This window comes from Flavobacterium ranwuense, from assembly GCF_004349315.1.
Classification (GTDB): Bacteria; Bacteroidota; Bacteroidia; order Flavobacteriales; family Flavobacteriaceae; genus Flavobacterium; species Flavobacterium ranwuense.
This window is the reverse complement of the sequence record NZ_SMLH01000005.1, coordinates 24,108-42,662: the sequence shown is the minus strand read 5'-3', so window position 1 is coordinate 42,662 and position 18,555 is coordinate 24,108. Positions and strand designations below refer to the sequence as shown.

The following is an 18,555-nucleotide window of genomic DNA, read 5'->3' as shown; positions in this document are numbered from 1 at the left end:
ATTTCATGGATTTTAGATACTAGTGTTTTTGTTTGTTTCTTAAAATTCCGCCGCTGGCTTCTTTGATGTATTGGATATACATAAAAGCATTAGGGTCTAATTTTCTTATCTCATCTTTGATTCTAAGCAATTCAAGTCGCGTTACTACAGTGACGATAATGTCACAGTCTGTTTTTAAATCGAAAGTATCAGGTAAATAACCCCGTTCCCCTTTAATTATTGTGATTCCTTTTCCGAATTTTTTCACAATTAAAGATTTAATAATTTCGCTTTTGGATGAAATGATATGTAAGGAAGTATATTGTTCTAAGCCGTGCGCTATATAATCGAGTGATTTTATGGCTGAAAAATAAGTGACTATAGAATACAATGCTGTGCCAATACCAAAAGACCATGCAGCTGCCAAAAACAATAGGGTATTCATGCCAAAGATAACTTCGGATACATTGAGCCCGATTTTTCGGGTAGTTAATAAAGCCAAAATTTCTACACCGTCAGCTGTTGATCCGCTTCGAATGCACAAACCCATCCCGATACCAATAAGGCAACCGCCAAATAAGGCAATTAAAAGTCGGTCTGTGGTAACAGCATCAATATGAATAAAAGTCATACTGGCGGCTAGTAATAAAAAAGTTATCAAACTTTGTATTGCAAATGTTTTTCCCAGCAACCTTTTCCCTAAAAGCAAGAACGGTATGTTTAAGCCCAAGACAAGAATTCCAAATGGCAGATGAGTGATTTCATGGATAAGTATCGAAATGCCGATAATACCGCCATCCAAAAATTTATTGGGTATCATGAATCCCTTTAATGCCAATGTAATGAATACTACGCCCACTAAATTTAAAATAATATTTTTTGGATGAAATATTTCTTTCCAGTCAATCGGTAGATGATCAATATTCATAGGAATGAATTTGGATTAAAATCCATTAAATATACTACTTTATTTTAAAAAATAAATATTATATTTACCTAATAATTAGGTTGTTACCTCAAATATCGATTCTTTGGTTTCCCCAGCCATTTTTAAATTAATAGTTTTCTGAATCAGAATTTATTAACCTTTAAATATAGTAATCATGGCAAAGCCTGTAGTAATCACATTGACTGTTCAAACCGCTAACCTTTATGGAATGAATATTCCATCACAAACTCAAGTTGATGGTTGTTGCGCATTATCGGATGATAATTCCGGAAGTTCTCCAAATGGAACTTTAGAGGATTTTCAATCAAATGTATTTATTAATAATAATGTAAGGTGGGTTGGTGTTTCAAATGACTCAGGATATTCAGTGGCAATCGACAGTATTGTTTACGAACCCGAATCCAATGATGTGAATTTTTTTGACAATGCGACCATTAATGGAACTGGTGGAAGATCTGGAAACGCATCAGCAAATGTCAAAAATGATCCTAATTTGGTCAACCAGTCCGATATTTACACAATCAATTTTAGTGTTTATAACTCTGGTAATTCGTATAAAGCGTTTAGTATTGATCCAAAATTAGCCATAAATCCATAATGGAATTAAGTTGTTTTAAATATTCTTTTAAAGTCTCTCTTTTTGTTTTTTTTGTGCACTTAAGTATTTTATCCCAGGAGCAAAAAGTCGCGGACAGCCTTGTGAAAATTTATCAGAAAGGGAATATTGAAAATTTTGAAAAATTAGAATTACTTAGGAATTTATCTTTTAATGAAGTGAATAATCTCCGATTATCGCTAAGATATGCTGAGGAACTTATTACGTTGTCAAAGTTAGAAAACAACAATTTATACCTGCACAGAGGGTATTTTCAAAAAGGAAATAAACTCAGACTTATAGGAGATTTGAATAAATCCTTAGATGCTTTTTTTAAAAGCGCAGCGGCAGCAAGCAAAGCAAAATATAGTGTTGGTCAAGGAACCACATATTCCTCTATTGCCGATGTATATTCGGTTATGGGGAATTCTAAAAATGCCTATGTATATTACAACAAAGCCATCAAATTATTAAGAAAAACGGATAATTCCATAGGGTTAGCGTCAGCTTTATTAAATGCTGGAGATGAATATTTTAAAAATAAGAAATATGATTTAGCATTAAGGAATTTTAAAGAGTCCGGTGAAATTTTCAAGAAAGCCGATTACTTAATTGGCACTGCCTATAACTTAGGAAACATAGGAATGGTCTATGCTGAGCAGGGAAAGGATGTCTTAGCCATGAAATATATAAGTAAATCCATAAAAATTCTGGAAGAACTAAAGGATTATTATGCGATTTCAGATTACCTGACCTACATGTCAGCTATTTATTTGAAACAAAATAATCAGACTACTGCGCTCAACTATGCGCTGCGAAGTCTTGAATTAGCTCAAAAATATGGATTGAAAGACCAAATCAGTAACTCAAATCTGAAACTTTCAGAACTGCATCAAAAAATAGGGAATACTGCTGAATCCTTTAAATATTATAAGAACCATATAGCGTATAGGGATAGCGTTACTAATCTTAAATCGGTCCAGCAAATGGCAGATTTGCGAACTGATTATGAAGTTTCACAGAAACAGGCCGAAGTCGATTTACTCAACCAAGGAAAAAAAAATCAACAGATTATTGCCATCTCATCCGCTATTTCATCGGGACTTGTTTTTTTACTCGCTTTTGGAATGTTTAGGCGCTATAAATTTATAAAGAAAACCAATGTCATTATTGAAGAAGAAAAGAATCGGTCAAACAGCTTGTTACTTAATATTCTTCCTGAGGAAACGGCTCTTGAGTTAAAACAAAATGGTAAAGTACGAGCCAAAAAGTTCGAATCGGTCACTGTTTTATTTGCTGATTTTGAAGGATTTACCCAGTACGCAGAAATACTATCACCAGAAAAATTGGTAGAAAGTGTGGATTACTATTTCTCTAAATTTGATGAAATTATGGAAAAGTATAACTTAGAAAAAATCAAAACAGTAGGTGATTGTTATATGTGCGCGGGAGGTTTGCCTTTTTCAACAGAAGATCATGCTTTTAAAATGATACAAGCCGCTTTTGAAATTGCCACATTTGTTAGAGTCTCAAAAAATAATAATCCTCTAAATGATACCCGTTTTGAAATTCGCATCGGAATTAATTCCGGTCCGGTGGTGGCTGGAGTTGTTGGAACCAAAAAATTTGCTTATGACATTTGGGGAGATACCGTAAATATTGCTTCCCGCATGGAATCTAATTCAGAGCCCGGGAAAATTAATGTATCCGAAAACACGTATGAATTGATTAAAGACACTTTTGATTGTGATTATAGAGGTGAAATTGAAGTTAAAAATAGAGGGATGATGAAAATGTATTTTGTAAATAATCCTACAGCATAAAGTAAAGGGGGATTGTTTAAGTGAGAAATCCAGTTACTCAATATATCGTATTTTTGTAATATATAAATTCTGTTTAGTAGTATTGTTACTAGTTTGATAGGTTGGCGCAATGGCATCAAATACATAGAGGTTTTCCAACCTTCCGTCTATGACCAACGAAAAGGTACACGAGTTTGATACCCATTGATTAGTTTATAAAAAGGTATTCCTAAACAGAATTTTGTTGTTTTATCAAAATAATGCCAACTTCAATTCGAGCCGCTAACACATTCCTTCACAATAAATTTTCTTGACTTTGTGGGTACGTAATGCAATTCTGTGATATTTGGCGTTATTCAAAATGGCACACAACAGTATTACGCTTGGTGAGTAATAGTAGAGTATTTTCTAAAGAATAACAGAATTAAGCCATTGATGCAAACCGTTTTTGTGCGTTCGTTGTTTTCTTTATAGATATTTTTCTTTGACAAAGTTTATATGATGAAGTTCATGTCCAGCGATGTGATAAGCCAATGCTCTAACTGTTGCGTCATTTCCTGTTCCTGTTCCGTGCCCCATCCTGTCAAATGATTCTTCAGGAAGACCATTAAAAAGGGCAATTGTAGAATTTCTTACCGCCTCATATTCTTCAAAAATAGTGTCCAAATTTCTTTTGTCGGCTTCTGAATAAGTGGCATAAGAGTCTTGGTCAAATCCAATTAAATTTAATTTTTCATTTCGTGCAAATCTTAGAGCTCTGTATGAGAAAATACGTTCGTCATCAATTATATGAACTAATATTTCTTTTATACTCCATTTTCCTTTTTCATAACGATAAAATAATTTTTCTTCTGGTAAAGAATATATTAATTTTTTTACCATTAAAAAGTTGTCCTTAAGATGATTTAAAATCAAACCGTCGTCAGGTAATAATTTCATATACATTTCAGCATATTCAGGGTAGTCATCTTTTTTTGCTTTGGCAATTATTCTCATTTTTTTACATAGAATGTCTAAGTTATTCAAATCTTCATATTTCTTCAAATGACGCACAACGCTGCCTTGCTACAAGAAGTTCGGGACTAAATTAAGTTTTATTTTTCTGTTTATCCTGCTGACACAATAATTGTCATATAGTAATTTATGCAGTGCAATATTGTAAGTAATAATAATTCCTTTTTATCAAAGTTGTCAAAATTTTTGGTTGTTTCAATATTATAGTCATAGTTAAGTTTATCCCATTTAAAATCAGTTTCAGCGACCAGTAACTCATTTTTTTCTGTGTCAATTAGAACAAACTTACTACTCAAAAGTCCGTTCAGTTTCAGTAAAAAAGTATCTTCTGTGTTGTCGAAAAAGGATTTGATAATTATTCCTTTCCAACCCATTTTAAATTCTAGTAAAGTTTTTGTGTCGTCTTTCAATTCGATTTTAGAGTCCCAAAATCCTTTGGGTTCAAGTTGATATTTTGTACCGTCAGACATTAGAATTTCAGCGTTGAAAGAACACCATTTTTTATAAATTAATTCTCCAATTTTTTGATTATCAAAAGTTAAATTGAAATTTTGAGAATTTGTTGAGTTTGCTTTGTATTGTCCCATTGATGTTACTTGATTAAATTGTTGAGTTCTGTTTACCTGACCACCAACGGTCCGGGGGGGTGCGATGGCGGGGTGTTTTAGCACTAAACTTCATTCGGAGCACTGAACTTCCACCTACTACAAATGTGTCTGCGAAACACGGAAACCCCCGCTATCGGAAACCCCTTGTTAGCGGCTGCCATATTTTTAGGTCGTTTTGGTCTATTGCGAGAAAGTAGTAAATATTTTTCCATCATAGCGATATAGTCCACAGTTTCGTGTTCCAATCCAAATGTTGCCGTTGCTGTCTGCAAGCATACTACAAACAAAATATTTACTCAAACCGTCATTAGTGTTATAGTTTTTAAATGTCTTTCCATCGTAGCACCAAATTCCTCTTTCACTTTCTACTGTTAAGATTTTTTCTTCTCCAGTAAACCAAATATTGCCTAATTTATCTGCCAAAATAGGATTTCCAATTCCAACCTTTTCTGTAAACTGGGTAAATTATTTTCCATCAAAGCGATAAACACCTTCGCCTGTTGTGCCAAACCAAAGGTTGCCATTTTTGTCTTGTAGGCTACAATGTACGTTTTGATGTTCTGTTGTGCCTTGCGTTTTTGTCAGCTTTGTATTTTTACTTGTAAATGATTGTTGTTCAACTATGGTATTATTTGGTTGATTTGTTTTTGTCTGTCCGTTACAAGATGTAAAAATTATAGACGCTAACAGTAAAGAGAAGATTGAATTTTTAAGATTATACATTGTCAAATTATTTCTGTTAGTATTTTTAAGTCGTTTTGAGTTTACACGCTGTCGTCAATGGTTTGAGCTAACGTCTTGATGTTACAAGTGGCTTGGGACTAAATTAGCGTTATTTTTCGGTTCAACCAAATTCTTACAAATACAAACCAATTTCCAAATTAAGCCTAAAACCCCATTTTCCCCAAACGGCCGTTGTAGTCAGTACTTGATTTTTTTCGGTTTTTAATTTACAAAGTTTTTATGCTTCTAAATATTTTATATTGTGTTTCTACAACAGATTTATTAAAACCATGAGCTGCTTTTGGTAACAAATAATATTCTTTTTTAGGTGCTTTAATTTCATCGAAATATTTTTTTGAATTTTCTTTTGGTGTCAAAATATCTTCATTACCCTGTATTAAATATACAGGAATTTTAAAATCTAAATTATCTCTCATTAAGTTAATGGTTGCAGTCATAGATTGCACTCCCAATTTATCATCTCCAACAAAATTTACAAACGAATAGTCGTCTCCATCTTCTCTGTTTTTATTATCTGTGTTGTTATCGTAAGCAGGAGAAAGTTGAAACCAATTCTCTGGAGCAGGTGTTGAATTTGCTCTTTCATATTTTTTTACAATTCTAAATAACAAGCCTACATTTTTTGCGCTGCTATAAGGAGGTTTACCTATAGAATTTAATATTTCCAGAGCCTCTTTGTCATTTTTGCCCTCGGCCATTTTATAAATTTTAGTGTAAGCTTCTATATCAATAGTAGGATTAACAATTTGAGAATGTCCAACATAAGCATAAAAAAGGTCTGGTCGTTTTGTAGCTATTTTTACTCCAAGTGCTGAACCCCAAGATGTACCAGAAAGTATCATTTTTTGTTTTCCTAAATATTCCAAAAGATATTTTGACACCTCAACTCCGTCGCTAGTCATTTGTTCCAGTGTTAAAGGATTTGCTTTTAAATATTCAGGAGTTAATTCCTCAGGAGGCGTGTTGCGTCCATAAGTTCTTCCAGTTCCTCGTTGATCCCATTGAACTATAATAAAATCCTTTTCTAAATCTTTATATAAAACGTCAATGTAAGGACTTATTGGGCTACCTGGTCCTCCGTGAATAAACAATATAATAGGTTTTGAACTATTTCCTTTTATTGTAACCCATTGTTCAATACCATTTATTACAACGTATTTTTCTTCAAATATTTGATTTTTTAGGGCGGAATCATTTAGGGTAATTTTAGTTTGTGCATTTCCAAATGCCAAGTGAGTATTACTGTCTTTTGCGGTTTCTTTTAATTGTGCCAAACATAAAAAAGGGAATAAGAATAAAATAAATAAGGATGTAATTTTCATAATTTCAAATTTTTAATTGTTAGTATTAATTTGAAGCAAAATTGCATGATACGTTTAACGTTGGCGACCGAATGAATAAAGTCGAACCAATTTGAAGTAATTAAATTGGTTCGACTTTATTTTAGTAACGTTCGACTTTTTACAAAGCCTTTATAATTAGGAGTTTCTGAATTCTGTAGGTGTTTTATTGGTGTGTTTTTTGAAAGCCGTATTAAAAGATGATTTCGAATTAAAACCTACTTCATAAAGAATTTCTAAAATAGTAAGCTTACTTTTAGAAGGGTTTTTTAAAATTTGCATTGCTTTTTGTATTCGATATTCATTTATAAAATCAAAAAAATGTTGGTTTATATGATGATTAATCAAAATAGATAAATCACGAACAGGCATATTAACTTGTTTAGATAATTCTTGTATCGTTAATGATGGTTCGAGATAAGGTTCGTTTTCTAAAACATATTTTTCTAAAAGTTCGATTTGCGAAGCGATTTCTGTCGATTTTGGAGCCTGAAATGATTCTTTTTCTGTTGAAATAACTGCTTCATTTACCAATAGCATATTTGAATCAACACCTTTAAAAAGGCCAGGGTTGTTTAAGGCTTTTAATACAAACCAACAACTTATAATTAGTGCAATCGTTCCAATAATTACATTTGATGTGTTAAGAAAGGCATTATAATCAGTATATCTTATAAACGATTTAAAGAAAACAATACAATGAGCAATTAGAAAAAACACAGTCATTTGAAACAACCATTTGTACGATGAGTTATTCGTATTGGTATAATTCTCTAAGTAAATTTCTTTGTATTTTTTTAAAATTATAAAAACCAAAACAATATAAAAAGCATATTGTAGCTCAGCTAGAATATAAAAAAAGCGTACTTCTAACATTTGCTTAAAATGCTCATAAATGTAAATGCTTTCTATAGTGGTTGCTAAATAAAACCGTGGAATAAACACTAAAGTTGTAATTACAAACGGAATTATTAGTGTTAAATGTTTTGGTTTTAATCGAAAATCTGAATGACAAACTGCTTTTACATACAAATAGAATATAGGCATAATTAGCAAACTAATTGTCATTCTAAAAATCTCAAAATTTAAATTGGTCTCATAATATTTATCGGTAAAAAAACTACTCAAATCGAATGCCGTAATCATAAGAAAACTTGCAAAAAGTCTATTTGAAAGTTTATTTTTTGTATTTACTGTTAACAAAAAAAATGCAAGAAGTAACATTATAAAAATAGTAATTGAACTAATACTATTTAAAAAGATGGGTTTATCCATTTAGTTTTTTTTTGCTATCATTACAATCTATAATAAAATTCGAAAATTGTTTAATTTCATCATTATTGAATATCAGTAACTATTATAAATAAGTTTATTGTTTTATTAATCAAAATTAGTTATTCCTCTCATTTCGCACTGCCTACAACGTTCCGCCGCTTCTGGTCAGTTGCGGCTGCGGAACTGCGGACTTTCTACTAAGATAAAAATTAATGCGGAAACTGAACGTGAATTTACCACAAAATTCGCAATTGCGAGAAACGGCTGTTGGCGGTTCGTTGTTTTTTCTCGCTTCTCACGCAGTAGCTAATTATCTCCCTCTTTACTTTTAAAGTCCGTGATGGTCAACAAAGCATATATGTGAATGTATTTCATAATTTATTTACTTAGCAACCGCCTTTGCGAGGTGCACGTTTATAAATTATTTTACTATCTCGTTCTACATAGTCGCCTGCTACTATTGGATATGAATACTTGGGCGCCTGCGATACACTATGGCTTCTTATAATTATTTTGTCGTTAACTTTCAGGCTATGTAATTGCTCAAATTCATTGTTAAAATTCAAAACATTCTTGCCAGACTTTTCTGGTCCAAAAGCAAGAATATAATCGTCACCATTAATCCTTACCATCACTCCGAAACCTAATCTTGAGCCTGGCGGAAGAGAAAGAGAGGTTACAACTCCCTCCATATTGGTATAATCCCTAATGGACTTCCTTATTTTAGCAGTACCGGCATGCACTTTTTTACCTGCAGGAGATGCTTCCCATTTTTTGTACATTATACCATCAGGGGTAGCCTCCCATTTTTTCAATACAGCTTTCCTTTCAGCAGCAGAGAGATGCTTTGGGATTGACTTTTTAGAAGTTTCATTTTTAATTTCATGATTTGCAAATACCAGTCCGATTACCACAACCAGCGGTAAGATCAGCGCATATATGATTTTTTTCATATTTTTTGTATGTTTAGTTAATAATATAGTTTTATCTTCTTTTAAAGTTTATGCAGCAAAATTACTTTAATAGTCTTCATTGCAACCGAAAAGCAGAAGTCCAAATGTTAAAGTCGTCAGTTTAATTTGTTTCATTTCTAATGTATGTTCGATCTCTAAGTAACGTCCTATAATGACCGCTGAGGTTCCGCTGCTTGGCGCAGTAGCGGCTCTGTGGAACGATTATTCTCTTGCTAATATAAGATTTTCCAGCGGAAAATCGGCTTGTGGTTTAAGGCAAAAGTAGCTATTGTGCTAAACTGCTGTTATAGGCAGTTCTATTAATTATTTCGTATAAATGCTAGAATTCAAAACAATTTCGAGTTTACCAATTTTTAACAAGTCTTCAATACATTCTCTAGTCAATTCTTTTACAAATAAGTCTGGAGGAATTTCATACATTCCACTGAGATTTTCTCCATTTTCTTTAGCAAAATTAACTGCAGTTTCTAAAAATTTAAAAGTCCATACATTGATTCCGTATTCTCTTCCGTCATCTAATTTACCCGAATATTGCAGAAATCATTTTCTATATTCGAAGTATTTGGATCAGCATCTTCGAATTCTAACCACAAAGTAAACTTTGGAAGTTCTGGTATATTCTTCATTTATTTTTAACGATTTTTGTGTAGATAATTGGCTAAAACGTCCCTTTTTACAAGAGGTTGGGTACTAAATTAAGATTTACTTTCGGTTTAACACTGATTCTCCAAGTACAAAACCATCTTTAAATTAAGCCTAAACCCGCCATATTGCCAAACGACGGTTGGCAATAGTTATTTTTCTTTATCAATTAGTTGGACTTTAGTATTCAGATTATCTCTTGTTAAGATTACAGAATTTAGTTTTCCATTGCTGAAATGGAATTGTAACAAGTTAGGATAATCTATAATTTTAAATGATCCATTTTTCAGATAGACTAATTCATTATCATTTTTCCCTTTAAAATGTTCCAAAATTGGAGATTCGACATAGAGACGGTTATTCTTTTCTACTATTTTGGTTTGCACTCCTTGCCCATAAAGGAAATCGTCATAAGTTCCAATTAGTTTTTCTTTTAGACTTAAAGGTATTTCTTGAATGTCTTCATTAGGTGTTTTGTTCCAGTTCATCACTGCCAGAATTTTATTTCGAGTATGGTTCATCACAGGAAAACGATTCGGTTTTTCTCCATTGGCAAGATATACTAATCCGTTACCATCTGTCATCGTAGCCAAAATGTTACCACCAACTCCAGTATTGGAACCATTACATGAAAACCAATCATAGCTATTGTAACCAAAAGACTTTTGCCATCCATAACTCCAGCCACCCACAGCATTTTTTAAAGCGGTAACTTCCGTTACTTTTTTTGCAATACTATGAGATATAACTTTGTTGTTTTTATTGCGTAAAGCATTTTGTATCTCAATGGAAATTTTAGCTAAATCACTCGGTGTAGACCATAGTCCAGATGGTCCAACTTGTGGCGTGATTGGCAAACCTGTTTTTATCACTTTTCCATCTTCATCGTGAACCAAAGCAACATTGGTCAGAAATCCATTTTCATTAGGTTGTATCATTGTTGTATTTTTCAAGCCAAGGGGCGAAAAAATATATTCATCTGCAAGTGCTGCAATAGGTTTATTCAAAGTGTCTTCTAATGCCATTTGTATAATTACATAACCACCACCGCTATATTGCCAATTGGTTCCTGGTGTGAACAAAAAATCAATTTCTTTATCGTATCTGGGTATCTGTCCTAAAAGACTTTGTTTTAGTGTTGGAATCGTTTCTCCTTCATAATGATCTGCAAACCCATCTTGAGTTGTGCCGGCGGTATGATTAAGGAATTGTTTCCAAGTTGGACTATTATTTTCAGTAAACTTACTTTTTGGTAAATGCCAGCGTTTTAGATAATTGTCTATTGGCTCGTCTAAATTAATTAATCCTTTCTCTTCAAAGATATGACAAAGAAGTGCCGTTATTGGTTTTGCAATTGATGCTGTAGAAAAAGCAGTGTTTTCATCCATCTTTTCTTTTGAATTTATAGATTTCACACCAAATTGGTTGGAATAGACAATCTCGTAGTTTTCAAAAACAACAAGACTAAATCCTGCAAGTTTGTATTTTTCTAATTGTTGTTCAATGTTTAAACTGTCCGTAAGAAAGCTATAGTCTCTTTTTTTTGACACTATTTTATTGCTTGTTTGACAACTCGAAATTACTCCTATAAGAATTAGTAAATAAATAATGCTTTTCATTGTATCGTTTTTTATATTAAAATTATTTCGATACAAATATGTGGAGGAAATAAAGGCTGTACGACCGAATGCAAGTATTCGAACGCATTTGTTTAGAAAAATAAGTATGAGTAGTTAAAAAAACAAGTACGAGTAATTACAAAATGTTGTTTTACAAAGAATTACGATATGCAGTAGGTGTGTTACCTGTGTGTTTTTTAAAAGCAGTATTAAAAGAAGATTTCGAATTAAAACCTACATCGTATAGAATTTCTAAAATAGTTACCTTACTTTTTGTAGCATCTTTTAAAATATCCATAGCATCCTCTACACGATAGGTATTAACGAAATCGTAAAAATGCTGCTCTAATTTATGATTAATTAAAAGAGATAAGTCTCGAACAGGAATTTCAATAGCATTAGAAATATCTTGAATTGTTACGGAAGGATTAAGAAAGGGCTTTTCTTCAATCATATACTGCTGTAATTTCAATAACTCTTCATTGTACTGTTTTTCATTTACAGCTAATGGCGCATCATTTTTTTCTTCAGAAATAATATCGGAAACCAATTTTAATTTTGAATCGATATTTCTAAACAAACCGGGATTGTTTAATGCTTTAAATAAGTACCAACAAATAATTAGTAGCTGAAACGATAGGAGCCCAATTTTTATCCATTCAGAGATGTATGGATAATCAGAAAATTTAAAAATGTTTTTTACAAGGGCAATCAAATATAAAATAGTCAGTACAACCGTAAACTGAAACAACCAATTATAGGAATTAATACTTGTACCTGCATAATTTTCGAGATATAGTTTTTTTGCTTTTCTTAATACCATAAAAACTGCAATAATATAGATAACTACTTGAATATGTATGAGAATATGATTGAACTGTAGCTCTATCATACTTTGATAATTTTTAATAAAATTAATTTTAGAAGCAACATCTACCGTATAAAAACGGGGTAATAAAATTACATTCGCAATTAAAAATGGAAGCAGATGTAGTATATATTTGGGTTTAAGCTTAAAATCGGAATAACAAACAGATAATATATAGAGATAAAAAACAGGAATTTGTAAGAAAGCAAATATATTTCTTAGCATTCCCAGATTTGAAGGACTATTAACCATTAAGTTAAATAGAGTTTCACTAACATCTATTGCTGTTATTATTAGAAAAACAGCAAAAAGAGAATTACTTATCTTGTGTTTTGTTTTAACTGTCACCAGAAAAAATGCAAGAAAAAATGAAATAAACAAGGAGATTACAGTCACAATAATTAATAAATTAATCTTATCCATTCTTTATCTTCTTTTCGTATTATTGCGGTTCATAATTATTGCCACGTTCTGGTACTCCAGCAGGTTTGAGACTAAATTAAACTCATTCTTCGGATTTGCCACCCGAGCGATAGCGAACAGGCGAAGCAAATCATCCCAAATACAAAACCGTTTCTAAATTATGCCTAAAACCCAAATCTTGCTAAACCGCTGTTGTGCGCTGTGATTATCATCCTTTAAATTTTACATCATTTTTAATTTCATTTCGGATATATGATTTTATCTTTTCTTCATTTTGTAATTCAGCTTTTCTCCAAATAGTTATGTTGTGAGCATTGTTCAAATATTCCAAATTTAAGTTGCCAGATTTCAAAAACGCGAACTTGATTTGAGATTTTCTGTTCTTGCTTAAAAATTTATATCGGTTAATGTTCATAAAAATTTGTTCATATTTTGAGTAAGCGACTACCAAAAATACAAATGGAATAAATAAGATTGTTAACAATGGAGAGAGGAAGAATGACTTTAAATTTTTAACTGTGAAAAGTTCTGATGGAGATTTGATTAGTCTATATAGTACATAACCAAAAATTGCAAAACCAATGTAAGATAAAATTAGATTTAAAAATTTTATTACTTTTTCATTTTCATTTTTTTTCTGTTGAGCTACTATTACTAAAATCGAAATAAGTGTTGCAAATGGGATTAATAACATTTCTTTTATCAATGAAAAGTTATAATTACCTGCAATGAATTCCAAGATAATATTTACTGTGAGTAGTTTTAAAAGAATATTTTTAAAATCATTATTACTTTTAAGCTTATTAAAACTAAGAAGCATAACAAATCCTGATGTCAAAAGCCAAAAAAGAAAATCTTTAAATAAGGATGTTTCCCACAATCCTATTGAATACAAGAAATATATAATAACACTTAAATATAGCGCCATTGTACAGTAAATATATGTTAGTTGTTTTGCAAAAAAAGATTTAATTAAATGTGTTGAAGCTGAAATATTCACAAAAAACATTGCAACAACAATTAACAATGTCCAAAAGACAATGGATATTTCTCTGTTAGAAAAAGATTCTAAAAATTCTGTCATTTGATAACTGTTTATTCGTCATGCATCATAGCGCACAACGTCCAGCTATTACAGCGGGTTTGGGACTAAATTAAGCCCTATTTTCGGATTTGCCAAATCATCCCAAATACAAAACCAACTTTCCATCAAGCCAATTGGCCAAATCCGTTGTAGTAGCTGTTACCAGCAGTATTTATTTTCTCAGGTCATTTATTTCTTTGTAGATAACAAATGTAAAAGTGTTTTCTAATGGTAATCTGTAAGCTCCTTTTGCTTTCATTAAATAAGCTGAAATTGCGGTCATTTCCCATCCATCATATTCTTCTCCAAACCATTTTTTCTTTGTTAAAGATTCTAAATTATTCACTTCGCCAAAGCTTTTCACAGCTTCAATTTCGGTTTTTATTTTTGGCTCTAAATGTGGGTTTGCCCAACTCCAAAGCCAAGTTCCACTAACTTTAGAAATACTTCCAACTTCTTCGTATTGTATTTCTACAATTTTATTTTTAGTTGCTGAATTTGAAAAAGTAAGTATTCCAGTTTCTTGGTCGTAAAACCAATTTTCATAACTATGAATTTCAAAAATTTCTTCAACGATTTTTTGCTGTTCGTTTAAATACTTATAAGCTTTTTTACTAAGCGATTCAAATTCTGAAGTTCTGTTTGGCGTTTCTAAATTTATATTTTCAATACTCATATTTTTCGAATACTTTTTGCAGTTTAGTTCAGCTATTATTGCTGGTAACTTGTATATAGCCGCTACAAAATAGCGCATATACATCTTATTTTGGGTGGATAGCCGCTACTGCGTAGCGTATTACTTTCAAATATACACTTTAATTATTATCTTACAAATCATCAAAAAGGCTTTTAAATTAATTTCATAAAAAAAGCGCTCCTTTTCAGGAACGCTTTCAATATAGTAATCAAAAAATTATTTTTTATCCATCCATTTTCTGGCGTTGACAAAGGCTTCATGCCAAGGAGAAACTTCATCGTTTCGGTCTTTTGGATAATGTGCCCAGTTCCATTGGAACGTAGAACGCTCAATGTGAGGCATCATAACCAAGTGACGTCCTGTTTTGTCGCAAAGCATCGCAACGTCAAAATGAGAACCGTTTGGATTAGCTGGATAGCCTTCATAGGCATATTTAGAAACAATATTATAATTTTCTTCACCCATTGGTAAGTTAAATTTCCCTTCACCATGGGAAACCCAAACTCCAAGTGTACTTCCTGCTAATGAAGAAAGCATCACTGAATTGTTTTCCTGTACGGTTACCGATGTAAAAATACTTTCGTGTTTGTTACTTTCGTTGTGCAGCATTTTTCCGTGTACATCATGCTCCGGATTAATCACTTCCAATTCCATAAACAATTGACAACCGTTACAGATTCCAACAGATAACGTATCTTCTCTTTTGAAGAAATTGTCTAAAGCTGTTTTTGCTTTTTCGTTGTATAAAAAAGCTCCAGCCCAACCTTTGGCAGAACCCAATACATCTGAATTCGAGAATCCTCCCACAGCACCAATAAACTGAATGTCTTCTAAAGTTTCACGACCTGAAATTAAATCGGTCATGTGAACGTCTTTTACATCAAAACCGGCTAAGTACATCGCATTTGCCATTTCACGCTCTGAGTTACTTCCTTTTTCCCGGATAATAGCTGCTTTGGGTCTTGGTTTAGAATTATCGATAACTGGTTTTTTTCCTGTAAAATGTGTTGGAAAAGTATAGTGTAACGCTTGGTTTTTGTAATTGTCAAAACGCTGCTGTGCTGTTCCGTTCTTCGATTGTTTTTGGTCTAATAAAAATGATGTTTTATACCAAATATCTCTGTATTTTGCAATGTCTAATGTACAAGGACCAAAATCTAAAGTCGCTTCAGTAGTTGCTGATCCTAATTTGTAGAAAGAAACGGTATTGGCGTTTAATTTAGATTCCACTTCAGCATCCGATTTTGCTTGGAAAACAATTCCAATATTTTCAGCAAAAAGGTATTTGATGATGTCTTTTTCTTCGAAAACAGAGAAATCTATTTTAGCTCCCAAATTCACATCGGCAAAACACATTTCCAATAAAGTAGTAATCAATCCACCACTTCCAATGTCATGTCCTGCAAGGATATTATTATCTAAAATTAATTCTTGAATTGTATTGAAGGCTCTTTTGAAAAATGCAGCGTCTTTAATCGTCGGCACTTCTTTTCCAATGGTGTTCAACGTTTGTGCAAACGAAGAACCACCTAATTTGAAATCATCTTGTGACAAATTGATGTAATAAATAGAACCGCCATCTCTTTGTAAAACGGGTTCTACTACTTTTCTAATGTCAGTGCAATTCCCACCTGCTGAAATAATAACCGTTCCCGGTGCAATTACTTCTTCATTTGGATATTTTTGTTTCATGGAAAGGGAATCTTTTCCGGTTGGAATATTGATTCCCAATTCGATTGCAAAATCAGAACAACCTTGCACTGCTGCGTATAAACGAGCATCTTCTCCTTCGTTTTTACACGCCCACATCCAGTTGGCAGACAATGAAAGTCCATCTAAACCATCTTTTATTGGCGCCCAAACAATGTTAGACAATGCTTCTGCAATAGCTGTTCTACTTCCCGCAACAGGATCAATTAATGCTGCAACAGGAGAGTGACCAATCGAAGTGGCAACTCCTTCTATTCCTTGATAATCTAAGGCCATTACACCACAATTATTCAATGGCAATTGCAAGGGTCCGGCACATTGTTGTTTGGCAACTTTACCACCGACACAACGGTCTACTTTGTTTGTTAACCAGTCTTTACAAGCTACTGCTTCCAGTTGAAGCACTTGCTCTAGATACGTGGAGATATTTTTTACTGAATAGTCTAAATCTGCATAGTTTCTTTCGATTGTTTTGTCCGTCATCACCACTTTTGGAGAACTTCCAAAAAAGTCTTCCAAGGCAAAATCCATTGGTTTGGCACCAGTTGATTTTGATTCGAAAGTAAAACGGTGGTCTCCGGTTACGTCACCTACTTGATACATTGGGGAACGCTCGCGGTCGGCAATTTTTTGTAATAAATCGATATTTTCCTTCGCGATAACCAATCCCATTCTTTCTTGAGATTCGTTCCCGATTATTTCTTTTGCCGAAAGGGTAGGATCTCCCACAGGCAATTTATCTAAATCAATTAATCCACCGGTATCTTCCACTAATTCCGAAAGACAGTTTAAATGTCCGCCCGCTCCGTGATCGTGAATAGAGACAATTGGATTGATATCACTTTCTACCAAACCACGAATGGCATTGGCAGCACGTTTTTGCATTTCTGGGTTCGAACGTTGGATGGCATTCAATTCAATTCCTGAACTGAAAGCACCGGTATCTGCTGAAGAAACTGCAGCTCCACCCATTCCGATTCTATAATTTTCACCCCCAAGGATAACAATTTTATCGCCTGTTTGTGGTTTTTTCTTAATCGCTTGATCTAATTTTCCGTAACCAATTCCACCCGCTTGCATAATCACTTTGTCGAAACCTAGCTTGCGCGCGTCTTCTTCGTGTTCGAAAGTCAGGATAGAACCTGTAATTAACGGTTGCCCAAACTTATTTCCAAAATCAGAAGCTCCGTTGGATGCTTTGATCAAAATATCCATTGGGGTTTGATACAACCATTTTCTTTCGGTCATACCGTTTTCCCATGGTCTGTTTTCGGCTAAACGAGAGTAAGAAGTCATGTAAACTGCCGTTCCTGCCATTGGCAAAGAACCTTGTCCACCTGCTAAACGATCCCGGATTTCTCCACCAGAACCCGTTGCAGCTCCGTTGAAAGGCTCTACCGTTGTTGGGAAATTATGTGTTTCTGCTTTTAATGAAATAACCGAATCAAATTCTTTTATTTCATAAAAATCAGGTTTGTCAGCGCTTTTTGGAGCAAATTGTTGCACACGTGGCCCTTTTACAAAAGCAACGTTGTCTTTATAAGCCGAAACAATATCGTTAGGGTTTTCCTGGGACGTTTTCTTGATTAATTTGAACAAAGAAGATTCCTTTTCTTCGCCATCAATTATAAATTTTCCGTTAAAAATCTTGTGACGACAGTGTTCTGAATTGGCTTGTGAGAAACCGAAAATTTCAGAATCCGTTAGTTTTCGTCCTAATTTAATCGCTAAGTTATCCAAATATTCTACTTCATCGGGACTTAAAGACAACCCTTCTTTTTGGTTATAGGTTGCAATATCATCGATATCCAAAATAGCTTCCGGAAGTACGTTGATAGTGAAAATATCTTGATTTAGCTCGGCATATTTTTGCGAAAGCATGGGGTCAAAATCAGAAAAATCAGCTGTTGCTTTCTGAAATTCTTCGATTCGAATGATTCCTGTAATCCCCATGTTTTGGGTGATCTCAACGGCATTCGTGCTCCAAGGCGTTATCATTGTGGCGCGAGGACCAACAAAAAAATCCGTCAGAACGGATTTTTCTATTTTATTTGAATCGGCAAAAAGCCAGTTAAGTTTTGAAATGTCTTGAGCCGAAATTTCGTTTTGCGTTTGTACTGCAAAAACAGTTTTGCTTTGGTTTTCAAAGAAATGGATCATTGTTATGTAGTTTGTTGTATTGCGGTGCAAATTTAGTCAATTAAGATTAAATTTTGGGTAAAAAAAAAGCGG

15 protein-coding genes are annotated in these 18,555 nt (G+C 33.1%); 2 read left to right on the top strand and 13 right to left on the bottom strand.

Annotation, left to right across the window (positions count from 1 at the left end):
* Positions 1–19 precede the first annotated feature (19 nt).
* Entirely contained in the window at positions 20–907 is an 888-nt protein-coding gene (locus E0I61_RS10055) for a YitT family protein (protein WP_132071175.1), read from the bottom strand.
* A 175-nt stretch (positions 908–1,082) separates the two neighbouring features.
* Between E0I61_RS10055 and E0I61_RS10050 the strand changes: the two genes are divergently transcribed.
* Positions 1,083–1,526: a hypothetical protein gene (locus tag E0I61_RS10050; protein WP_131994901.1), complete on the top strand. Its 444-nt coding sequence runs from the start codon at positions 1,083–1,085 to the stop codon at positions 1,524–1,526.
* A 101-nt stretch (positions 1,527–1,627) separates the two neighbouring features.
* On the top strand, positions 1,628–3,346 hold the full coding sequence (locus E0I61_RS10045) for an adenylate/guanylate cyclase domain-containing protein (RefSeq protein ID WP_235832103.1): 1,719 nt from the start codon (positions 1,628–1,630) through the stop codon (positions 3,344–3,346).
* 447 nt (positions 3,347–3,793) lie between these two features.
* Here the strand turns inward: E0I61_RS10045 and E0I61_RS10040 are convergent, their stop codons facing one another.
* The 12 genes from E0I61_RS10040 to purL form a co-directional block, all read right to left on the bottom strand.
* Complete coding sequence (locus E0I61_RS10040) at positions 3,794–4,321, bottom strand: DinB family protein (protein ID WP_132071171.1); 528 nt, start codon at positions 4,319–4,321, stop codon at positions 3,794–3,796.
* A 110-nt stretch (positions 4,322–4,431) separates the two neighbouring features.
* A complete protein-coding gene (locus tag E0I61_RS10035; RefSeq protein ID WP_205728755.1) occupies positions 4,432–5,010 on the bottom strand; it encodes a hypothetical protein in 579 nt (192 codons plus the stop codon).
* A 117-nt stretch (positions 5,011–5,127) separates the two neighbouring features.
* Positions 5,128–5,370, bottom strand: coding sequence for a two-component regulator propeller domain-containing protein (locus tag E0I61_RS10030; protein ID WP_132071169.1), 243 nt, complete (start codon positions 5,368–5,370; stop codon positions 5,128–5,130).
* A gap of 42 nt (positions 5,371–5,412) precedes the next feature.
* Positions 5,413–5,670: a two-component regulator propeller domain-containing protein gene (locus tag E0I61_RS10025; RefSeq protein WP_132071167.1), complete on the bottom strand. Its 258-nt coding sequence runs from the start codon at positions 5,668–5,670 to the stop codon at positions 5,413–5,415.
* A gap of 227 nt (positions 5,671–5,897) precedes the next feature.
* Complete coding sequence (locus E0I61_RS10020) at positions 5,898–7,013, bottom strand: alpha/beta hydrolase family protein (protein WP_132071165.1); 1,116 nt, start codon at positions 7,011–7,013, stop codon at positions 5,898–5,900.
* A gap of 156 nt (positions 7,014–7,169) precedes the next feature.
* Positions 7,170–8,177, bottom strand: coding sequence for a helix-turn-helix domain-containing protein (locus tag E0I61_RS10015; RefSeq protein WP_235832102.1), 1,008 nt, complete (start codon positions 8,175–8,177; stop codon positions 7,170–7,172).
* A 515-nt stretch (positions 8,178–8,692) separates the two neighbouring features.
* Positions 8,693–9,259, bottom strand: a complete 567-nt coding sequence (locus E0I61_RS10010) for a hypothetical protein (RefSeq protein ID WP_131994925.1) — start codon at positions 9,257–9,259, stop codon at positions 8,693–8,695.
* Positions 9,260–10,074: 815 nt separating this feature from the next.
* Positions 10,075–11,541: a serine hydrolase domain-containing protein gene (locus tag E0I61_RS10000; RefSeq protein WP_131994928.1), complete on the bottom strand. Its 1,467-nt coding sequence runs from the start codon at positions 11,539–11,541 to the stop codon at positions 10,075–10,077.
* A gap of 151 nt (positions 11,542–11,692) precedes the next feature.
* The gene (locus E0I61_RS09995; RefSeq protein ID WP_131994931.1) at positions 11,693–12,832 is read right to left on the bottom strand and encodes a helix-turn-helix domain-containing protein; all 1,140 of its coding nucleotides are present in this window, start codon (positions 12,830–12,832) and stop codon (positions 11,693–11,695) included.
* 208 nt (positions 12,833–13,040) lie between these two features.
* On the bottom strand, positions 13,041–13,916 hold the full coding sequence (locus E0I61_RS09990; protein WP_131994934.1) for a hypothetical protein: 876 nt from the start codon (positions 13,914–13,916) through the stop codon (positions 13,041–13,043).
* A gap of 172 nt (positions 13,917–14,088) precedes the next feature.
* Positions 14,089–14,592 (bottom strand): DUF6882 domain-containing protein, encoded by a 504-nt coding sequence (locus tag E0I61_RS09985; RefSeq protein WP_132071161.1) that lies wholly within the window; start codon positions 14,590–14,592, stop codon positions 14,089–14,091.
* Between the two features lie 237 nt (positions 14,593–14,829).
* Entirely contained in the window at positions 14,830–18,483 is a 3,654-nt protein-coding gene (gene purL, locus E0I61_RS09980) for a phosphoribosylformylglycinamidine synthase (RefSeq protein WP_132071158.1), read from the bottom strand.
* Positions 18,484–18,555 lie beyond the last annotated feature (72 nt).